General features: G+C 71.4%; 19 protein-coding genes. 7 read left to right on the top strand and 12 right to left on the bottom strand.

All coding sequences use genetic code 11. From position 1 onward, the window contains the following. Positions 1-71 precede the first annotated feature (71 nt). A complete protein-coding gene (locus VF330_RS02120; protein ID WP_330849749.1) occupies positions 72-974 on the top strand; it encodes an acyltransferase domain-containing protein in 903 nt (300 codons plus the stop codon). Positions 975-1,151: 177 nt separating this feature from the next. On the opposite strand, the gene VF330_RS02115 is transcribed toward VF330_RS02120, so the two are convergent. Beyond that, a complete protein-coding gene (locus VF330_RS02115; RefSeq protein ID WP_330849748.1) occupies positions 1,152-1,928 on the bottom strand; it encodes a cyclase family protein in 777 nt (258 codons plus the stop codon). 94 nt (positions 1,929-2,022) lie between these two features. Here VF330_RS02115 and VF330_RS02110 point away from each other — a divergent pair, with 94 nt between their 5' ends. From VF330_RS02110 to VF330_RS02100, 3 genes are read left to right on the top strand one after another with little or no spacing between them, the layout of a single operon-like run. Continuing rightward, positions 2,023-2,325: an antibiotic biosynthesis monooxygenase family protein gene (locus VF330_RS02110; RefSeq protein WP_330849747.1), complete on the top strand. Its 303-nt coding sequence runs from the start codon at positions 2,023-2,025 to the stop codon at positions 2,323-2,325. Between the two features lies 1 nt (position 2,326). Then, positions 2,327-3,322, top strand: a complete 996-nt coding sequence (locus VF330_RS02105; RefSeq protein WP_330849746.1) for a CaiB/BaiF CoA-transferase family protein — start codon at positions 2,327-2,329, stop codon at positions 3,320-3,322. Between the two features lie 10 nt (positions 3,323-3,332). Further along, positions 3,333-4,265: an LLM class F420-dependent oxidoreductase gene (locus tag VF330_RS02100; protein WP_330849745.1), complete on the top strand. Its 933-nt coding sequence runs from the start codon at positions 3,333-3,335 to the stop codon at positions 4,263-4,265. 11 nt (positions 4,266-4,276) lie between these two features. Here the strand turns inward: VF330_RS02100 and VF330_RS02095 are convergent, their stop codons facing one another. From VF330_RS02095 to lpdA, 6 genes are all read right to left on the bottom strand, one after another. After that, positions 4,277-4,768, bottom strand: coding sequence for a hypothetical protein (locus VF330_RS02095; protein WP_330849744.1), 492 nt, complete (start codon positions 4,766-4,768; stop codon positions 4,277-4,279). 43 nt (positions 4,769-4,811) lie between these two features. Continuing rightward, positions 4,812-5,540: a lipoyl(octanoyl) transferase LipB gene (lipB, locus tag VF330_RS02090; protein WP_330849743.1), complete on the bottom strand. Its 729-nt coding sequence runs from the start codon at positions 5,538-5,540 to the stop codon at positions 4,812-4,814. Continuing rightward, complete coding sequence (locus VF330_RS02085; protein ID WP_330849742.1) at positions 5,497-6,075, bottom strand: phosphatase PAP2 family protein; 579 nt, start codon at positions 6,073-6,075, stop codon at positions 5,497-5,499. The genes lipB and VF330_RS02085 overlap by 44 nt, the downstream gene beginning before the upstream one ends. Continuing rightward, complete coding sequence (locus VF330_RS02080) at positions 6,072-6,962, bottom strand: TIGR01777 family oxidoreductase (RefSeq protein WP_330849741.1); 891 nt, start codon at positions 6,960-6,962, stop codon at positions 6,072-6,074. The genes VF330_RS02085 and VF330_RS02080 overlap by 4 nt, the downstream gene beginning before the upstream one ends. 117 nt (positions 6,963-7,079) lie before the next feature. Further along, a complete protein-coding gene (sucB, locus tag VF330_RS02075; RefSeq protein ID WP_330849740.1) occupies positions 7,080-8,849 on the bottom strand; it encodes a 2-oxoglutarate dehydrogenase, E2 component, dihydrolipoamide succinyltransferase in 1,770 nt (589 codons plus the stop codon). A gap of 51 nt (positions 8,850-8,900) precedes the next feature. Next, the gene (lpdA, locus tag VF330_RS02070) at positions 8,901-10,289 is read right to left on the bottom strand and encodes a dihydrolipoyl dehydrogenase (RefSeq protein ID WP_330849739.1); all 1,389 of its coding nucleotides are present in this window, start codon (positions 10,287-10,289) and stop codon (positions 8,901-8,903) included. Between the two features lie 181 nt (positions 10,290-10,470). Between lpdA and VF330_RS02065 the strand changes: the two genes are divergently transcribed. Then, positions 10,471-10,797, top strand: coding sequence for an oxidoreductase (locus VF330_RS02065; protein WP_330849738.1), 327 nt, complete (start codon positions 10,471-10,473; stop codon positions 10,795-10,797). On the opposite strand, the gene VF330_RS02060 is transcribed toward VF330_RS02065, so the two are convergent. Both VF330_RS02060 and VF330_RS02055 read right to left on the bottom strand, forming a co-directional pair. After that, on the bottom strand, positions 10,794-11,753 hold the full coding sequence (locus VF330_RS02060; RefSeq protein ID WP_330849737.1) for a MerR family transcriptional regulator: 960 nt from the start codon (positions 11,751-11,753) through the stop codon (positions 10,794-10,796). The genes VF330_RS02065 and VF330_RS02060 overlap by 4 nt on opposite strands. Positions 11,754-11,858: 105 nt before the next feature. Beyond that, the gene (locus VF330_RS02055; protein ID WP_330849736.1) at positions 11,859-13,331 is read right to left on the bottom strand and encodes a leucyl aminopeptidase; all 1,473 of its coding nucleotides are present in this window, start codon (positions 13,329-13,331) and stop codon (positions 11,859-11,861) included. A 199-nt stretch (positions 13,332-13,530) separates the two neighbouring features. Between VF330_RS02055 and VF330_RS02050 the strand changes: the two genes are divergently transcribed. Continuing rightward, positions 13,531-14,763, top strand: a complete 1,233-nt coding sequence (locus VF330_RS02050) for an amino acid permease (protein ID WP_330849735.1) — start codon at positions 13,531-13,533, stop codon at positions 14,761-14,763. Here VF330_RS02050 and VF330_RS02045 read toward each other — a convergent pair. Further along, positions 14,699-14,977 (bottom strand): hypothetical protein, encoded by a 279-nt coding sequence (locus VF330_RS02045; protein ID WP_330849734.1) that lies wholly within the window; start codon positions 14,975-14,977, stop codon positions 14,699-14,701. The genes VF330_RS02050 and VF330_RS02045 overlap by 65 nt on opposite strands. A gap of 92 nt (positions 14,978-15,069) precedes the next feature. Here VF330_RS02045 and VF330_RS02040 point away from each other — a divergent pair, with 92 nt between their 5' ends. Continuing rightward, positions 15,070-16,158 (top strand): branched-chain amino acid aminotransferase, encoded by a 1,089-nt coding sequence (locus VF330_RS02040; RefSeq protein WP_330849733.1) that lies wholly within the window; start codon positions 15,070-15,072, stop codon positions 16,156-16,158. On the opposite strand, the gene VF330_RS02035 is transcribed toward VF330_RS02040, so the two are convergent. Next, a complete protein-coding gene (locus VF330_RS02035) occupies positions 16,155-16,856 on the bottom strand; it encodes an adenosylcobinamide-GDP ribazoletransferase (RefSeq protein WP_330849732.1) in 702 nt (233 codons plus the stop codon). The two genes, VF330_RS02040 and VF330_RS02035, sit on opposite strands and share 4 nt — an antisense overlap. Further along, positions 16,853-17,896: a nicotinate-nucleotide--dimethylbenzimidazole phosphoribosyltransferase gene (gene cobT / locus VF330_RS02030; RefSeq protein WP_330849731.1), complete on the bottom strand. Its 1,044-nt coding sequence runs from the start codon at positions 17,894-17,896 to the stop codon at positions 16,853-16,855. Before cobT ends, VF330_RS02035 begins: the two co-directional genes overlap by 4 nt. Positions 17,897-17,904: the final 8 nt, after the last annotated feature.

Here is a 17,904-nt window from a genome sequence, read left to right as displayed (position 1 = left end):
CGAGGGCCGCGAAGGTGTCCCCTTCGCGGCCCTCGAGCCGTCTCTGGAGGCTTTCTGTGGACGTAGCACTGATGTTTCCCGGGCAGGGGTCGCAGTACCCGCGGATGGCGGCGTCCCTGTACGGCACGGACGCCGTGTTCACCTCGGTGGCCGACGAGGTGTTCGAACTGTTCGGCGAGGTCGGCTCGGTCGCCTGCGAGGACTGGCTGTCCGGCGCCGACGTCGACCACGTCTCGCGCGCGCAGCCGTTGCTGTTCGCCCTCGACTACGCGCTCGGGCGCACCGTCCTGTCGTGGGGCGTCGAACCCGTCGCCTTGATAGGGCACTCCGCCGGTGAGGTCGTCGCGGCCACGCTCGCGGGCGTCTTCTCGTTGGAGGAGGCGGTTTCTCTCGTGCGCGACCGGGTGGTGTCGGCCGTGCCGATCCCGTCCGGCGGCATGCTGGCCGTCGCCGCGTCCGAGGCCGATCTCCTGCCGTACCTGGAGGGCGACGTCGCGATCGCCGCCGTCAACTCCGCCCGGCAGACGATGCTGGCCGGCTCCGACGCACCGCTGGCCCGCGTCCGCGCGCGGCTGGAGGCCGACGAGTACATCGTCGTGACGGTGCCGGCGTCGACGCCGTTCCACAGCCCGGCCATGCAGCCCGCCGTGGACGAGGCGCTGGCGAACTGGACCGCGTCGCCGGTCGCGCCGTCCCTGCCGCTGTACTCGGGCTACACGGGCAAGCTGATGACCGCCGAGGACGCGCTGTCGGCCCGGTTCTGGACGCGCCAGCTGACCGACGCCGTCTACTTCGGACCGGCGCTGAACGAGCTCGTGGCGATGTACGACGTGCTGCTCGTGGAGGCCGGTCCCGGCCAGACGCTGACGTCGTTCGCGCGCCGCACCAAGGCCGTGCGGTCGGGTGCCTCGCAGGTGCTGCCGTTGCTGGACGCCAACGACACGATCGAGACCGCTCGCGCTCGTCTGGCGTGAACCCGGGAACGTAAAAGGGCCGCCCTCCGGTCGGAGGGCGGCCCTTTGGCGGTGTGCTCAGTCGATTCCGCGGACGATGTGGTCTTCGTTCTCCGGTGGCCATATATCGCTGTTTTCCATACCTACGAAGGTAGGTACGGTGATTCAGCTCTCACTTGAGGAACGGTTGTCCGGTTTTCAGTCGTCGAGCAGCGCGACCGCCCGCGTCCAGCCGGCGCCGGCGCCCTTGATCTTGACCGGGAACGCGACGACGGTGAACCCGAAGTCCGGCAACGCCTCCAGGTTCGACAGGCGCTCGATCTGGCAGTACTCGCGGTCGCGGCCGGCGAAGTGCGCGGGCCACAGCACGCTCTCGTCCTTGGTCTGGAGGTAGCGCTTGACGATGTCCGGGAACGGCGCGTCGAGGCTGAACGCGTCGGTCGCGATCACCTTGACCCCCAGGTCCAGCAGGAAGTTCGTGGCGGGGCCGTCGAGTCCGGTGTAGTCGGTGAAGTAGGTCTGGGTGCCCGCGTGCTCGGCGGCGCCGGTGTCGAGGATGACGATGTCCATCGGCTTCGGCGTGTAGCCGATGCGGGCGAACTCCTTCTCCAGCACCTCGACGCCGATGACGCCGGTGCCGTGGCCGCGGACGTCGAGCTTCACGCCGGGGTTGTGGAACCACTCCAGCGGCATCTCGTCGATGTGGCGCGGGATCCCGTTGCCGTACGTGGTCTTCGAGCCGTAGTGCGACGGCGCGTCGACGTGCGTGCCGGTGTGGGAGGTCAGGCTGATCCGGTCCAGCGTCAGGAACTCGGAGTCCCGCAGCACGGACACGTCGAACTCGATGCCCAGCCGCGCCTGGAGCTGCTCGGCCATGTGTTCGGCACCCTGGGCGGCCGTGAGCACCTCGTGCGTCACCGGGTCCGCTTCGTACGCGGATGCGTCAATGTGGGAAGACAGATCGATGATGCGCATGGTGCAGAGCGTGGCGGTCGTCCCTTGAGCACGTCTCAAGAGGTGGTGGGCATGGTTTTCCCTGGTATGACACCGCTTCCGGAGGAGCTACCTCATGATCACCTTCCTCAACCGCTTCACGCTCACCGGTGACGCCGAGGAGTTCGAGAAGGCCTTCGACGAGACGGCCGCCTTCCTGCGCGAGCAGCCGGGCCTGATCCAGTACACGCTGTCGCGGCAGCTCGACGACCCGGCGTCGTACATCAACATCGCGCTGTGGGAGAGCGCCGACGCCCTGCGCGCGGCACTGGGACACCCGGACTTCGGCAACCACGCCAAGGCGATGCGCGGCCTGGCCGAGTCCACCGGTGCGATCTTCGCCCCGCGCCTGTCGTTCGAAGCCCCCGCCGGCGCCTGACGTGGGTCCGCTGCAGGGCCTGAAGATCGTCGAGTTCGGCGGCATCGGGCCGGGCCCGCACGGCGCGATGCTGCTCGCGGACCTCGGCGCGGAGGTCACGCGCGTCGAGCGCCCGTCCGGTGGCCTGTCCGTGGTGCCGGACGCCTCGCGCGACTTCCTGTTGCGCGGCAGGCGTTCGGTGTCCGCGGACCTCAAGTCCGCCGAGGGCCGCGCCGCCGTGCTGGCGCTGGTGTCCGAGGCCGACGTGGTGATCGAGGGCTTCCGGCCGGGCGTGCTGGAACGGCTGGGGCTCGGCCCGTCCGACTGCCTCGCGGTCAACCCGCGGCTGGTCTACGCGCGGATGACCGGCTGGGGCCAGGACGGCCCGCTCGCGCAGCGCGCCGGGCACGACATCAACTACCTGTCGGTGACCGGTGTGCTGCACGCGATCGGCAAGCCGCCGCTGAACCTCGTCGGCGACTTCGGCGGCGGGTCCCTGTACCTGGTGGTCGGGGTGCTGGCGGCGGTGTGGGAACGGCAGTGCACCGGGCGCGGCCAGGTCGTCGACGCGGCGATCGTCGACGGGGTGGCGTCGCTCGCGCAGATGATCTGGTCGATGCGGGCGCAGTCGGTGTGGGAGGACGAGCCCGACGCGAACCTGCTCGACGGCGGGTGCCCGTTCTACTCGGTCTACGAGTGCGCGGACGGCCGGTCCGTAGCGGTGGGGTCGCTGGAGCCGCAGTTCTACGCGTTGCTGCTGGCCGGTTTGGGACTGACCGCCGACGACCTGCCGCCGCAGATGGACCGCGACGGGTGGCCGGTACTGCGCAAGACGTTCGCCGAGGTGTTCCTGACGCGCACCCGTGACGAGTGGTCGGACGTCTTCGCGACGTCGGACGCGTGCGTGACGCCGGTGCTGACGCTCGACGAGGCCGCCGCGCACCCGCACCTGGCGGCGCGCGGGGTGTTCACGCAGGAAGGCGCCGCCGTGCCTGCACCGCGCTTTTCCCCCGACTAGATTCGGTCTCGTGGAACTGCGCATCTTCACCGAGCCCCAGCAGGGGGCGAGCTACGACGACCTGCTCCGCGTGGCGCGGACGGCGGAGGACGCCGGCTACGGCGCCTTCTTCCGCTCCGACCACTACCTCCACATGGGGCAGGTCGACGGGCTGCCCGGCCCGACGGACCCGTGGATCACCTTCGCGGGCCTGGCCCGCGACACGTCGAGGATCCGCCTGGGCACGCTGATGACGGCCGCGACGTTCCGCTACCCCGGACCGCTCGCCATCAGCGTCGCCCAGGTCGACCAGATGTCCGGCGGCCGCGTGGAGTTCGGCATCGGCGCCGGCTGGTACGAGGCCGAGCACACCGCGTACGGCATCCCGTTCCCATCGCTGGGGGAGCGGTTCGAGCGCTACGAGGAACAGCTCGCGATCATCACCGGCCTCTGGGAGACCCCGCTCGGCGGCACGTTCTCGTTCGAGGGCAGGCACTACTCGCTCACCGACTCGCCCGCGCTGCCCAAGCCCGCGCAGGACCGCGTCCCGGTGCTGATCGGCGGCAAGGGCGCCAAGCGCACCCCGGCGCTCGCCGCCTCCTACGCCACCGAGTTCAACCTGCCGTTCGTCGGCGTCGACGAGGCCGTCGAGCAGTTCGCCCGCGTCGACGCCGCGTGCGCCGAGATCGACCGCGACCCGAAGGAGATCATCCGCTCGGTGGCGCTCGTCGCGTGCGTCGGCCGCACCGACGCCGACGTCGCCCGCCGGGCCGCCGCGATCGACCGCGAGGTGGACGAGCTCAAGAAGAACGGTCTCGCCGGCACCCCCGCCGAGGTCGTCGACCGGCTCGGCGAGTGGCGCGACGCCACCGGTGTGCAGAGGGTCTACCTGCAGGTCCTGGACCTGTCCGACCTCGACCACCTGACCGACGTCGCGATGGACGTGGCGCCTCAACTGGTCTGATATATCGGATATCAGGCGAGCGCCGCGCGGACCTTCGGGTGCATCGGCAGCACGTGGTCCGCGTAGCGCCGCCGATGTCCGATGTACCGCAGCTGGAGCTGCGGGTCGTCGAGGTAGCGCCGCTCCAGCCCGTCCTCGCCGAGCACGAGCTCCAGCCCGAGCCCGAGCATGGACGGCGCGTCGAGGCCGAACCGGTCGCGCAGCACGTCGGCGGCCGCGTGGTCGCCGAACTCCAGCGCCGCCCGCCGGACGGACTCGACCGGCACCTCCAGGTACTGCTCGTCGGCGCGGACGCCGTCGCGGTGCGCGATCCCGAGCGCGGCGAGCGCCTTCTGGTGCGCACCGCCGTCGAGCCCGAGGTGGTACCTCTCCCACTCGGCGAGCTGGACCTCGCCGGACCACGTGCGAACGGGAGCGGCCGCCACCGGCCCGTTCGAGGTGAAACCGCCCGCCAGCACCGAGACACCGGCGGCGGCGAACAACTGGCGTCGGGACAGCCTCACGACGCACCCCTCCTCCGCAAGCCTGCGGCTCCCCGCCGCAGGGCTACGGAATGCTAGCGAAGGTGATACCGGGAGCGACGGGTCCAGTGCGGGTCAAAGTGCGGTCCGTCAGGGGGAGCGTGCCGTCGAGCGCCGCGAGCACAGCGTCACGGGCCAGCGGCAGCACCTCGGCCACCGTGACGTCCCGGCCGAGCTCGTGCGACAGGGAAGCGACGCCCGCGTCCTTGATGCCGCACGGGATGATGTCGCCGAACGCGTCGAGGCTCGCGTTGCAGTTGATCTCGAAGCCGTGCATGGTCACACCGCGCTGCACGCGGATGCCGATGGCGGCGACCTTGCGCTCGGGACCGCGGTCGTCGGCGGGCAGCCACACGCCGCTGCGGCCCTCGACGCGGCCGGTGTGCACGCCGAGCCGGTCGCACACCTCGATCAGGCCCTGCTCGACCCGGCGCACGTAGTCGACGACGTCGATCGGGTCGGCGAGCTTCACGATCGGGTAGCCGACGAGCTGGCCGGGACCGTGCCAGGTGATCTTGCCGCCGCGGTCCACGTCGACGACCGGGGTGCTGCCCCCGCGCGGCCGCTCCTCGTCGAGGGTGCGCTTGCCGCAGGTGTAGACGGGCGGGTGTTCGAGCAGCAGGAGGGTGTCGGGGACGGTGCCGCCGGCGCGTGCCTCCGCCACCTCCTTCTGGAGGTCCCACGCCGCCATGTAGTCGATGAGCCCCAGCTCACGAATGGCGACGGGGTCTGACGAGGCGCGACACGAGTTCACGACCCGACGTTACCAACCCCAGCGCCGTGGCCGCCAAAAGGCCGACGCCCGTCACACCCAGCACCGCGCCGACGACGTCGGTGACCCAGTGCATCTGCAGCACGACCCTGGCGAACCCCGCCACCAGCACCGCGAGCACCGCCCACAGCACGCCCCGCCTCAGCAGCACGACCATCGTGAACCCGACCGACGCGACCGCCACCGTGTGCCCGCTCGGATAGCTCGGCAGGTGGTACTCGACCGGTCGCACGCGGTCGAACAGGAACCTCGTCAGCACCGTCGCCGAGCAGATCCCGTGCAGCGCCAGCGCCTTCCACAACCGGGGGTCGCGCCGCCGCCACGCGAGCACGAACAGCACCGCCGCGAACGCCCAGCCGATCGTCGGCCCCATCACCAGGCTCACCGCGAACGCCGTCGCCCGCAGCCACTCCGGCCGTGGGAGCGCGTCGTGCACCCACACGTCGAGAGGGGTGGTCTCGGGAAGTCCCAGCAGGACCCACGAGATCACCAGCACGGCGGCGAGGGCACGAGTCACGCGACCGCCGCGCTCAACGCCGACGGCAGCGCCGGGTGCAGGAACGGGAACCCGTTCGTCTCCAGCACCTTCGGCGTCAGGCCGGGCCCGGTGAGCAGCAGCTCCTGCGCCATCTCACCGCCGAGCAGCGTCTTCAACGCGAACGCCGGCACCACCCACGGGGTGGGCCGGTTCAACGCGTGCCCGGCCGCCTTGGTGAAGTCCGCGTTCGTCGCCGGCGTCGGCGCGACGACGTTGACCGGCCCGCTGATCTCCTGGTGCTCGGTGACGAACCGGTACGCGGACACCACGTCGTCGAGCGACACCCACGGGAAGAACTGCTCGCCGCTGCCGAGCTTGCCGCCGAGGAAGAACTGGAACACGGGCTTCAACCGGCCGAACACACCGCCCGACGGTGAGATGACGACGGCGGTGCGCATCAGCACGACCCGCACGCCACCCGCCTGCGCCGCGGCCGTCGCCGCCTCCCAGTCCCGGGTCAGCCGCGCCAGGTAGGTGTGCCCGCCGGGGGCGTCCTCGTCCACGAGCCGGGAGCCGGTGTCGCCGTAGAAGTGGGCGCCCGAGGAGTTGACGAGCGCCGGAACGCCGTGCTCGACGGCCGCGGCGGACAGCACCTCGGTCGGCACGACCCGGCTGTCGTGCAGGACCTGCTTGCGCGCGTCGTCCCACCGCTTGTCGCCGATGCCCGCGCCGCACAGGTTGATGACGGCGTCGACGCCGTCGAACGTGCCGTCGCCGACGCGGCCGGCGTACGGGTCCCAGCCGCGTTCGTCGGGCGCGGCGGCCTTGCGGCGCACCAGCCTCAGCACCTCGTGCCCGGCGGCGCGCATCGACGCGACCAGGCTCGTCCCGATCAGGCCCGACGATCCCGCGATGACAACTCGCATGCCTGGATCGTTCCGCACCGGGGCATTGCGTGCACAGTGGCACGAATGTGCGGAAGGCCACCCCGCAGATCCGGGGTGGCCTTCCGCGATATCCGATATATCGGATATCGGTGCTGGTCAGAGACCCAGGTCGGCCTCGAACGCGCCCTCCTCGAGACGGTTCTTGACCGTCGTGAGGAAGCGGCCCGCGTCCGCACCGTCGACCAGGCGGTGGTCGTAGGTGAGCGCGAGGTACATCATCGAGCGGATCGCGATGGTGTCGTTGCCGTCCTCGTCGGTCATGACGACCGCGCGCTTCTTCACGACGCCGACGCCCAGGATGCCGACCTGCGGCTGCTGGATGATCGGGGTGTCGAAGAGGGCGCCGTTGCTGCCCAGGTTCGTCAGCGAGAACGTGCCGCCGGCGAGCTCGTCCGGGGTGAGCTTGTTGGAACGGGCGCGCGCCGCCAGGTCACCGATCTTGTGGGCGATGCCCGACAGGTTCAGGTCACCGGCGTTGTGGATCACGGCGTTGAGCAGGCCGCGCTCCGTGTCGATCGCCAGACCGAGGTGCTCGGCACCGTGGTAGGTGACCTCCTTGCGCTCCTCGTCGATCGACGCGTTGAGCACCGGGTGGGCCTTGAGCGCCTCGATGGCGGCCTTGGCGAAGAACGGCAGGAACGTGAGCTTCGCGCCCTCCCGCGCCTCGAACGCCTTCTTCGCCTGGTTGCGCAGGCGGGCGATCTTGGTGACGTCGACCTCGAACACCTGGGTGAGCTGGGCCGACTGCTGCAGCGACTCGCGGGTGCGCTGCGCGACGATCTGGCGCAGGCGCGGGAGCTTCTGCACGGTGCCGCGCTTGCCCGAGTTGTCGACCGCGGCCGGGGCCGCGGTGCGGGCGGCGGGAGCGGACGCGGCTGGAGCAGCGGCGGCGGGCGCGGGAGCCGGGGCCTTCTTGGCCTCGACGGCCGCGAGCACGTCCTGCTTGCGGATGCGGCCGCCGACGCCGGTGCCCTTGAGCGAGCCCAGGTCGATGCCGTTCTCCGAGGCGAGCTTGCGCACGAGCGGCGTCACGTACGGGGTGCCGTTCGCGTCGTCGCCCGACGAGGACGCGGCGGGAGCCTCCTGCTTCGGCGCGGCCTGCGGAGCCGGTGCCTGCTGCTTCGGCGCCTCCTCCTGCTTCGGCGCGGGCGCGGGAGCCTCCTGCTTGGGCGCGGGGGCTTCCTGCTTCGGCTCGGGCTTCGGCTCGGGCTTCGACTCCGGCGCGGGCGCCGAGGACTGGGCCGGGCTGCCGGAACCGACGACGGCGAGCTTGCCGCCGACCTCGACGGTCTCGTCCTCACCGGCGACGATCTCGAGCAGCGTGCCCGCGACCGGCGACGGGATCTCGGTGTCGACCTTGTCGGTCGAGACCTCGAGCAGCGGCTCGTCGACCTCGACGCTGTCGCCGACCTGCTTCAGCCAGCGGGTGACGGTGCCCTCGGTGACGGACTCGCCGAGCGCCGGCATCGTGACGTCGGTGCCCTCGGCCGAACCACCCGACTGAGCGGGCGCGGGCGCCTCGGGAGCCTCCTGGGCCTCCTCGGCGGGCTGCGTCTGCTCGGGCTCCGCCTGCTCCTGGGGAGCGGACTCCTGCGCCGGGGCGGGCGCCGAGCCGGAGGAACCGCCGTCACCGTCACCGATGACCGCGAGCTCGCCGCCGACCTCGACGGTGTCGTCCTCCTGCGCGACGATCTTCTGCAGGACGCCCGCCGCGGGGGAGGGGATCTCGGTGTCGACCTTGTCGGTGGACACCTCGAGCAACGGCTCGTCCACCTCCACCCGGTCGCCTTCCTGCTTCAACCACCGGGTGACCGTGCCCTCGGTGACGCTCTCACCGAGTGCGGGCATCTGGACGGAGAAGGCCATTGTTCGCTGACTCCTCGTGCTCTCGTGTGGCTGACTTTGTGTGGGGAACGGTCAGCCGTGCACGTGCAGCGGCTTGCCGGCCAGGGCGAGGAACGCCTCGCCGAGGGCTTCAGTCTGGGTCGGGTGGGCGTGGATCAGCGGAGCCACGTCGTCCGGGTAAGCCTCCCAGCTGTAGATCAGCTGGGCCTCACCGATGAGTTCGCCGACGCGCTCGCCGACCATGGTGATGCCGACGACCGGGCCGTCGGGCGCCTTGACGAGCTTCACGCCACCGGCGGTCTTGAGGATCTGGCTCTTGCCGTTGCCCGCGAGGTCGTAGACGAACGTCTCGGCGGACCCGTACTTCTCCTTCGCGACGGCCTCGGTGAGACCGACGGAGGCGACCTCGGGCTTGCAGTAGGTGACGCGCGGGATGCCCGCCTCGTCGATCACCTTCGGGTTCTGGCCGGCGATCTCCTCGGCCACGAAGATGCCCTGCTGGAAGCCGCGGTGCGCGAGCTGCAGGCCGGGCACGATGTCGCCGACGGCGTAGACGTTCGGCAGGTTCGTGCGCAGCCGCTCGTCGGTGACGACGAAGCCGCGGTCGATCTTGACGCCGGCCTCCTCGTAGCCGTGGCCCGCGCTGTTCGGGCCGCGGCCGACCGCGACGAGCAGCAGGTCGGCGTCGAGGACGTCGCCGTTCTCCAGCGTGACCGACACCGTCGAGTCGGTCTGCGAGGCGCCGGTGAACTTCACGCCGGTCTTGAACTTGATGCCGCGCTTGCGGAACGCGCGCTCCAGCTGCTTGGACGCGTACTCGTCCTCGGCCGGGACCAGGCGCGGAAGGGCCTCGACGATGGTCACGTCGACGCCGAACGAACGCCACACGCTCGCGAACTCCACGCCGATGACGCCGCCGCCGAGGACGACGGCCTTCTCCGGGATGAAGTCCAGGTTGAGGGCCTGGTCGCTGGTGATGACCCGGCCGCCGATCTCCAGACCGGGCAGGCTGCGCGCGTACGACCCGGTCGCGAGCACCACGTTCTTGCCGGTGTAGCGCTTGCCGTCCACCTCGACGGTGTTCGGGCCGACGAACGTGCCGGCACCCTCGACGAGCGTGACCTTGTTGGCCTTCGCGAGACCCTGCAGGCCCTTGTAGAGGCGCGAGACCACGCCGTCCTTGTACGAGTTGACGCCGGCGATGTCGATGCCCTCGAGCGACGACTTCACGCCGAACTGGTCGCCTTCACGGGCGTTGTCCGCCACCTCGGCCGCGTGCAGCAGCGCCTTGGTCGGGATGCAGCCGCGGTGCAGGCACGTGCCACCCAGCTTGTCCTTCTCGACCAGGACGACGGACAGGCCCAGCTCAGCGGCGCGGAACGCGCAGGCGTAGCCACCTGAACCACCGCCGAGGATGACGAGATCGGCGTTGGTGGCCGACTCCAGTTCCGGCGAAGTCACTTCGGATCTCCTCGGGATTACTTACTACGCGCGGGTGCGCGCGAGGTACGCGGCCATCTTGTCACTAGTTGTCCGGGCGCGGTGATCCGGCATGGTGACACCACGCCACGATCCCGATCATTCACCTACTCATAACACCCGAACCTGGCACCATGGTGGAGGGAAGCGCTGGAGGTGCTCGATGGGCTTGTTCGACCGTTTTCGCAGGAAGTCACGTCCAGGTGTGCTGCGGACGGCCTCGGGCCAGGACACGAGCCACCTCGAGAAGTGGGCGGCGAGCCGCCAGGGCGTCGAGGCCTATGTGGAGCCGAAGACGACGGTGACCGAGACCACTGTGGTGTTGGTCGCGCACGACGGCGAGTGGACCCGCCGCCGCGTCGCGTCCCCGGACGCCGCCCGCTCGTTCGCGCGCAAGCTGAGCATGCCGATCTACGACGCCGGGATCGTCGGTTACCCGAAGCGCATGCGCGACTACACCGCGCGCCAGAAGAAGCTCGGCAACGGCTAGAGCGCGGCGGCGAGCCACTCGTCGCTCACGCCGGTGTCCGCCGGGTCGGGCAGCGGCCGGCCGCTGATCGTCTCGGTCAGCACCGCGAACCGCTCCAGCAGTCCGCTGAACTTCGCGATGGCCTCGCGCGCGTGCGCGTCCACGACGGGGTCGGGTGCGGTCGTCACCAGTTCCGGCTCCGCGGCCCGCCCGGTCAGCGCGGCGAGCGAGGCGAGCAGCCGCCCGGCGATCTCGCGCCCGCGCGCCGAGCCCGGCTCGACCCCGGCCCGTTCGGCCTCCCGCGCCTCGACCTCGACCAGCCGGTGCGCCTCGACCGCCGCCATCCTCTCCGGACTGGTGGCCGCGAACGCCTCCGGCGAGGCGAAGCTCGTGTGGAGGAACTCCCGCACCGCGGCGCGGAAGTCCGCGTCCCGCACCAGGCCGGCGAGCTCGATCCACGCCTGCAGCTGGTCGGTTTCCGGTTCCCTCGGCAGCACGGGCCGCATCCGGTGCAGGTGCTCGACGAACGCCGGGTGCACGCGCAGCCCGTCGGTGACCTCGTCCCAGAACTCGTCGAGCAACCGCTCACGGTCCTCATCGGACATCGACACCAGCTCGTGCATCAACGCCACCCGCCGCGCATCGCTGCCCTCGCTGACGACGGTCCGCAGCACGGCCCGCCGCGCCCGGAGGTGCCGCAGCTGCCGTTCGACGATCCCGAGGTGCGTGGACGCGAGGTCGTGCAACGAGGTCTCGTCGGCGAGGTGCCGGCGCACGTCCTCCACGCTCGCGCCGAGGTCGCGCAGCGTCCGCACGAGCTCCAGCCGTGCGACGGCCTCGACGTCGTAGAGCCGGTAGCCGCCGTCGGTGTGGCCGGTGGGCGGGACGACGCCCTCGTCGGCGTAGAACCGGATGGCGCTCACGCTCAGCCCGGTGCGGCGGGCGACGTCCCCGATGGGGTACAGCTTCGTGGTCATGCCGTCCACCGTGGTGCCTCGAGCGGCTTGAGACTCAAGCACTTCCTCCCGCGAAACGGAACGGGCGGAGACCCCGAGGAGTCTCCGCCCGTCGCTACAGGAACGTCAGCCCTTGGCGGCGATGTCCGCCAGCACGGCCGCGATCGTGCGGACCGGGACACCGGTGCCGCCCTTGGAGATGTAGCCGTATGGGCCGCCGGTGTGGAACGCCGGGCCGGCGACGTCGATGTGCGCCCACTGCACGCCCTCGGCGACGAACTCGCGCAGGAACAGGCCCGCCGCGAGCATGCCGCCCCAGCGGTGGCCGGTCACGTTCGCGAGGTCCGCGAGGCGCGAGTCGAGGTCCGCGCGCAGCTCCTCGGGCAGCGGCATCGGCCACGCCGACTCGCCGACGGCCGTGCCGATGGCGGCCACGCGGTCGCGGAACTCGTCCGAGCCCATGACGCCCGCGGTGCGCTTGCCCAGCGCCACGACCTGCGCACCGGTCAGCGTCGAGGTCTCGATCAGGTAGTCCGGGCCGTCCTCGCACGCGCGCACGATGGCGTCGGACAGGATCAGGCGGCCCTCGGCGTCGGTGTTGAGCACCTCGACGGTCTTGCCGCCGTACATGGTCAGCACGTCGCCGGGGCGGTAGGCGTCACCGGACGGCATGTTCTCCGCCATCGGGATCGACGCGATGATCTCCAGCGGGTACTTGAGCCTCGCGGCCAGCACCATCGTGGCGACGATCGCGGCGGCACCGGCCATGTCCGAGGTCATCTCGTCCATGCCCGCGGCCGGCTTGATCGAGATGCCGCCGGTGTCGAAGGTGATGCCCTTGCCGATGAGCGCGACCTTCTTGGTGGCCTTGGCGCCCTTGTACGAGATGCGCACGAGGCGCGGCTGGCGGGCCGAGCCGCCGCCGACGCCCAGGATGCCGCCGAAGCCCTGCTTCTTGAGCGCCTTCTCGTCGAGCACCTCGACGTCGAGACCGGCGGCCGAGGCGAGCTTGGCGGCGCGGTCGGCGAACGAGCCGGGGTAGAGGTCGTTCGGCGGCGTGTTCACGAAGTCGCGCGCGATGGCGACGGACTCGGAGATCGCGACGGCGGCCTTGAGCGCGGCCTTGTTCTCCTTGGACCCGGCGGCGTGCAGGTCGACCTTCGCGACCGCGTCCTCGCCCTTGTCCGACCGGTACTCGGTGAACGAGTAGGCGCCGAGCAGCGTGCCCTCGGCCGCGGCACCGACGTGCAGCGCGGCGAGGGTGTTCACGGCGCGCTTCTTGCCGGCGAGCGCGCGGGCGGCGACGGCGGACGCGCGGCGGACCTGGTCCTCGCCCGCGGTCTTGCCGAGGCCCACGGCCAGCACGAGCGGAGCGGCGATCTTGCCGAACGTCGGGACCTTCACGAGCTCGTCGGCCTTGCCGGACGCGCGCAGCGTGCCGAGCACGTCGAGCAGCGCGCCGTCGAACGCGGCGGCGACAGCGTCGGCACCGGGGGCGAGCTCCAGACCGTCCGCACCCTGCAGGGTGCCCACGACGACTGCGTCCGCGGCGGTGGTGCTCAGGTCACCCTCGGTGAGGGCCAGCTTCGGGGCTGTCACGTGCTGCTCCAGGGTTGTGCGTTCCGGGCTAGGGATCGTGACCCATGCTAAAGGTCGGGCTGGTCCACCCAAGGTCAGGCTCGCCACGTTCGACGCAATCCGTGACGTTCACAGTTGCTCACCGTGGCGATTCGCCCGTTTCGCTCATCAGCCGACCGGGTGGTTACGGCCGGTTGCCGCATCTGAGAACGTGTACCCCGTGACCCACACGCCTCGCGAGATCGTCACCACGGTCGCGCTCGGTCTTCCCGCGGTGCTCGGTGCGGGGGTCTTCGCCGGATTCGCCCCCGCCGCAGGTCTAGCGGGCTGGTGGCTGCTCCCGGCGCTGGCCGTCTCCGCTCTCGCCGCCCTGTGCTCCGCCTTCTCGACGGCCGACCAGTCCCGCGCCTACCCGGACGCCGCCGGTGGTTACGGATACGTGCGCGCCCAGCTCGGTGTCGTACCCGCACGGCTGACGGCGAGCGCCCACCTGCTCGGGCGGTGCGCGATGGGCGCGGCGATCGCGTTGATGTTCGGCGCCTACGTGGTGCCGGACCAGCCCGTGGTCGGCGCGCTCGCGCTGCTGCTCGCCACGGCGTTGTTCGGAGCGGCCGGCTTCCGGTTCACCACCGGCGTCAGCGTCGCGGTGTCGCTGGTCGTCCTCGGCGTGCTCGCGCTCGTGGTCGCGTCGAGCTTCTCCATCCCGCCGGTGCCGTCGGCGGGCGAGGCGGGAACACCCGACGAGATCGTCGGAGTGGCGGGCCTGATGTTCACGGCCTTCGCCGGGTTCGAACGCGTCACCGCCCCGCACCGCGGCGAGCGCCTGCATCCCGTGGCGGTGCTGAAGTTCGCGATCCCGATCCTCATCGGACTGTCGTTCGTGGTCTGCCTGGCCGTGGGCGCCGGTGTGCTCCGCCAGCTGGGCAGCGCGCGCCTGGCGCTGTCGCCCGCGCCGCTGCGGGACGCGCTCGTCGCCGCCGACGCGTCGGCGCTGGTGCCGCTGGTGCAGATCGGCGCGGCGGTGGCCGGCGTGGCCGCGCTGCACTTCGTCCTCGCGTCCGCGCACCGCACGCTGACCGGCCTGACCGAGGACGGCGACCTGCCGACCCGGCTCAGGCCCGCCGCGCTCACGGCGGTCGTGGTCGCCGCCACGGCTGTCGCGCTCGTCGTCATGCCGTTCGCGACGGCGCTGGGCGTGGCGGCGTGCTCGACGTTGTTCTACTACGCCTTCACCAACGCGTCGGCCCGGATCCTGCTGCAGAACGACCGCACGTGGCCCATGCGCACCGCCTGCCTCGGGCTCGGGCTCTCGGTGCTGCTCGCGATGAGCCTGCCGATCCCCGCGCTGCTCGTCTCGATGGCGGGCGTGGGGGCCGGCACCGGGATCGTCAGCCTGTCAGCGTCACTAAGAGGAAGACGATCAGCGACGCGCCCACGCACGCCGCGAGCTTGACGACGCGGCCGTTGGTGGACGGGCTCTCCTTGACCCGCGACCAGTAGACGCCGAGGAAGATCGTCGCGGCGAACGCGGCCACCAGCACGCCGCCGACGCCGTCGCCGATCACCCACCCGTTGAGCAGGGTCACCCCGGTGCCCAGGACGAGCAGCGCGGCCTGCAGCACGGTGCGGACGTCCTCGCCCCGTGAAGATCTTTCTCCCTTGGTCATGAACCGGGACTCTATAGAGCTTCACTTAGTAGGACGTCCGAGTTTTGGGAAGAGGATTTTCCGTATCCCGACCAGCGGGTTACCGTGCTCCCATGACGAGCGAGTTGCCTTTCACCCGGACTCCCCACCCGCACCCGGCGACCCCGGAGCGCGTAGCGGAGGTACTGGCCAAGCCGGGCTTCGGGCAGCACTTCACCGACCACATGGTGACGATCCGCTGGAACCGCGAGAAGGGCTGGCACGACGCCGAAGTCGGCCCCTACAGCTCCCTCTCACTCGACCCCGCGGCAATGGTGCTGCACTACGGCCAAGCGATCTTCGAAGGGCTCAAGGCCTACCGCCAGCCCGACGGCGCGATCGCGTCCTTCCGCCCCGAGGCCAACGCCGAGCGCTTCCGCGCCTCTGCCCGCCGGATGGCGATGCCCGAGCTCCCCGACGAGCTCTTCCTCGAGTCCGTGCGGCAGATCCTCGCGGTCGACGACCGCTGGGTGCCGTCGGCGGAGGAGGAGTCCCTCTACCTCCGGCCGTTCATGATCTCCACGGAGAAGGGCCTCGGCGTGCGACCCGCGTCCGAGTACCTCTACGTGCTGATCGCCTCGCCCGCCGGCTCCTACTTCGCCGGCGGCGTCAAGCCGGTGAGCGTGTGGCTCTCGACCGAGTACGTCCGCGCGGCCCCCGGTGGCACCGGCGCCGCCAAGTTCGCCGGCAACTACGCCGCCTCCCTCGTCGCCCAGGCGCAAGCCGCCGAGAAGGGCTGCGACCAGGTCGTCTGGCTCGACGCGGTGGAACGCCGCTGGGTCGAGGAGATGGGCGGCATGAACCTGTTCTTCGTCTTCGGCGACAAGGTCGTCACCCCGGAGCTGACGGGCACGCTGCTGCCCGGCATCACCAGGAGCTCGTTGCTGGAGCTGGCCTCCGACCTCGGCCTGACCGTGGAGGAGCGCCGCGTCTCGACCGACGAGTGGGAGAAGGCCAACGCCTCCGGTGAGCTCACCGAGGTCTTCGCCTGCGGCACGGCCGCCGTCATCACGCCGGTCGGCCACGTCAAGCACGCCGGCGGCGAGTTCGACGTCGCCGACGGCGGCACCGGATCGGTGACGGCGAAGCTGCGGGAGCGCCTGACCGGCCTCCAGCACGGCCACGTCGCCGACGACCGGGGCTGGATGACCAAGCTCGGTTAGGCGATCACCAGCACGGCCAGGAGCGCGACTTCGGCGGCAGCACCGAGCACGTCACCGGTGATGCCGCCGAAGCGCTTCCCGGTGTGCTTCACCAGCAGCCACACGAGCGCGCCCGCGACGACGACGGCGACGACCGCCCGGACGCCGAGCGGGATCGCCGCGAGCGCGAGCACCGCCCACGTCCCGATGACGATCCATCGGGGCTGTGTGCCCGCGACGAGCGCACCGAGCCCCTCCGGTCGTGCGGCGGGCACGCCGCGCAGGCAGCAGAGGCCGAACGCCGCCCGGCTCGTCGCGAACGCCAGCAGGACGACGCCCCAGTGGGCGTGGGGGAGCGCCGCCGCCTGCGCCCCGAGCACGACGACCAGCGAGACGACGCCGAACGGCCCGGCGCCGCCGTCCTTCATGACGGCGAGCGCGCGTTCCGGCGGTCCGTAACAGCCGAGCCCGTCGGCGACGTCGGCGAGCCCGTCGAGGTGCATGCCCCGCGTCGCCAGCGCGACGACGCCGACGGCCAGAAAGCCCGCCACGAGCGCCGATATATTGGATATCGCGAAGAGCTCGAGCACGCCGGCGACGAACGCGCCGAGGACGACGCCGACGACCGGCGTCCAGGAGATGGCCCGCCCCGCCGCCCCGCGGTCGACGTCGTCGACGCGCAACGGCAGGACCGTCAGCCAGCTGAACGCGAGCTTCATCCCTTGTTCGTGATCCCGGCGCTCTCGAAGGTCGCCATCTCCGCGAGCACCTTCACCGCGGAGATCAGCAACGGCAGCGCCGCCACCGCGCCGGACCCCTCGCCGAGCCGCATGTCGAGCTCGAGCAGCGGCTTCAGGTTGAGGTGCCCGAGGGCGATCGCGTGCGCGGGCTCGGCCGACCGGTGCCCGGCCACCCACCACTCGCGCGCGCCCGGCGCCAGCTCCTCCGCGACGACCGCGGCCGCGCCGACGACGACGCCGTCGAGCACCACCGGGGTCTTGCGCACCGCGGCCTGGGCGAGGAACCCGGCCATCGCGGCGACGTCCGCGCCACCGGCCGCGGCCAGCAGCGCGGTGGGGTCGCTGATCACCAGGCGGGCCCGGCGCAGCGCGTCGCGGATCGCCGCCGTCTTGCGCATCCACGCCTGGTCGTCGATGCCGGTGCCGCGCCCGACGACCGCGACGGGCTCCGACCCGGTCAGCGACGCGATCAGCACGGCCGCGGACGTCGTGTTGCCGATGCCCATGTCCCCGGCGACGAGCACGTCGGCGCCCGCGTCGACCTCCTCGTCGGCGACCGCCCTGCCGGCCGCGATCGCGAGCTCGCACTGCTCGCGGGTCAGCGCGTCCTCGCGGTCGATCGACCCGGACGAGCGCCGCACCTTGTGCGTGCTGACCGCGGCCGGGGTGTCCGCGTCGACGGCCATGTCGACCACGCGCACGGTGGCGCCCGCGACCTGCGCGAGCACGTTCACCGCGGCGCCGCCGGTGAGGAAGTTCGCGACCATCTGGCCGGTCACCTCGCTCGGGAACGCCGACACGCCCTGCGCGGTGACACCGTGGTCACCGGCGAACACGACGACGCGCGGCCGCACGAACGGCTTCGGCGGCACGACGCCCTGGCAGGCCGCGACCCAGCTGCCCAGCTCCTCGAGCCGCCCGAGCGAGCCGACCGGCTTGGTCAGCACCGCGTGCCGTGCCTCGGCCTCGCGCAGAACGGTCTCGTCCGGCGGTACAACCGGCGGGAACTCGGTGCTCACCTGTCGCT

This window comes from Lentzea sp., assembly GCF_036380075.1.
Lineage (GTDB): Bacteria > Actinomycetota > Actinomycetes > Mycobacteriales > Pseudonocardiaceae > Lentzea.
Note: the sequence above shows the minus strand (reverse complement) of the source record. Positions and strands in the feature narration are given on the sequence as shown.

Coding starts and splice junctions, on each gene's coding strand:
- VF330_RS02120 (WP_330849749.1), top strand. CDS start 72: ATGTTTCCCGGGCAGGGGTCGCAGTACCCGCGGATGGCGGCGTCCCTG.
- VF330_RS02115 (WP_330849748.1), bottom strand. CDS start 1,928: ATGCGCATCATCGATCTGTCTTCCCACATTGACGCATCCGCGTACGAA.
- VF330_RS02110 (WP_330849747.1), top strand. CDS start 2,023: ATGATCACCTTCCTCAACCGCTTCACGCTCACCGGTGACGCCGAGGAG.
- VF330_RS02080 (WP_330849741.1), bottom strand. CDS start 6,962: ATGCGAGTTGTCATCGCGGGATCGTCGGGCCTGATCGGGACGAGCCTG.
- sucB (WP_330849740.1), bottom strand. CDS start 8,849: ATGGCCTTCTCCGTCCAGATGCCCGCACTCGGTGAGAGCGTCACCGAG.
- VF330_RS02065 (WP_330849738.1), top strand. CDS start 10,471: ATGGGCTTGTTCGACCGTTTTCGCAGGAAGTCACGTCCAGGTGTGCTG.
- VF330_RS02060 (WP_330849737.1), bottom strand. CDS start 11,753: ATGACCACGAAGCTGTACCCCATCGGGGACGTCGCCCGCCGCACCGGG.
- VF330_RS02045 (WP_330849734.1), bottom strand. CDS start 14,977: ATGACCAAGGGAGAAAGATCTTCACGGGGCGAGGACGTCCGCACCGTG.
- VF330_RS02040 (WP_330849733.1), top strand. CDS start 15,070: ATGACGAGCGAGTTGCCTTTCACCCGGACTCCCCACCCGCACCCGGCG.
- VF330_RS02035 (WP_330849732.1), bottom strand. CDS start 16,856: ATGAAGCTCGCGTTCAGCTGGCTGACGGTCCTGCCGTTGCGCGTCGAC.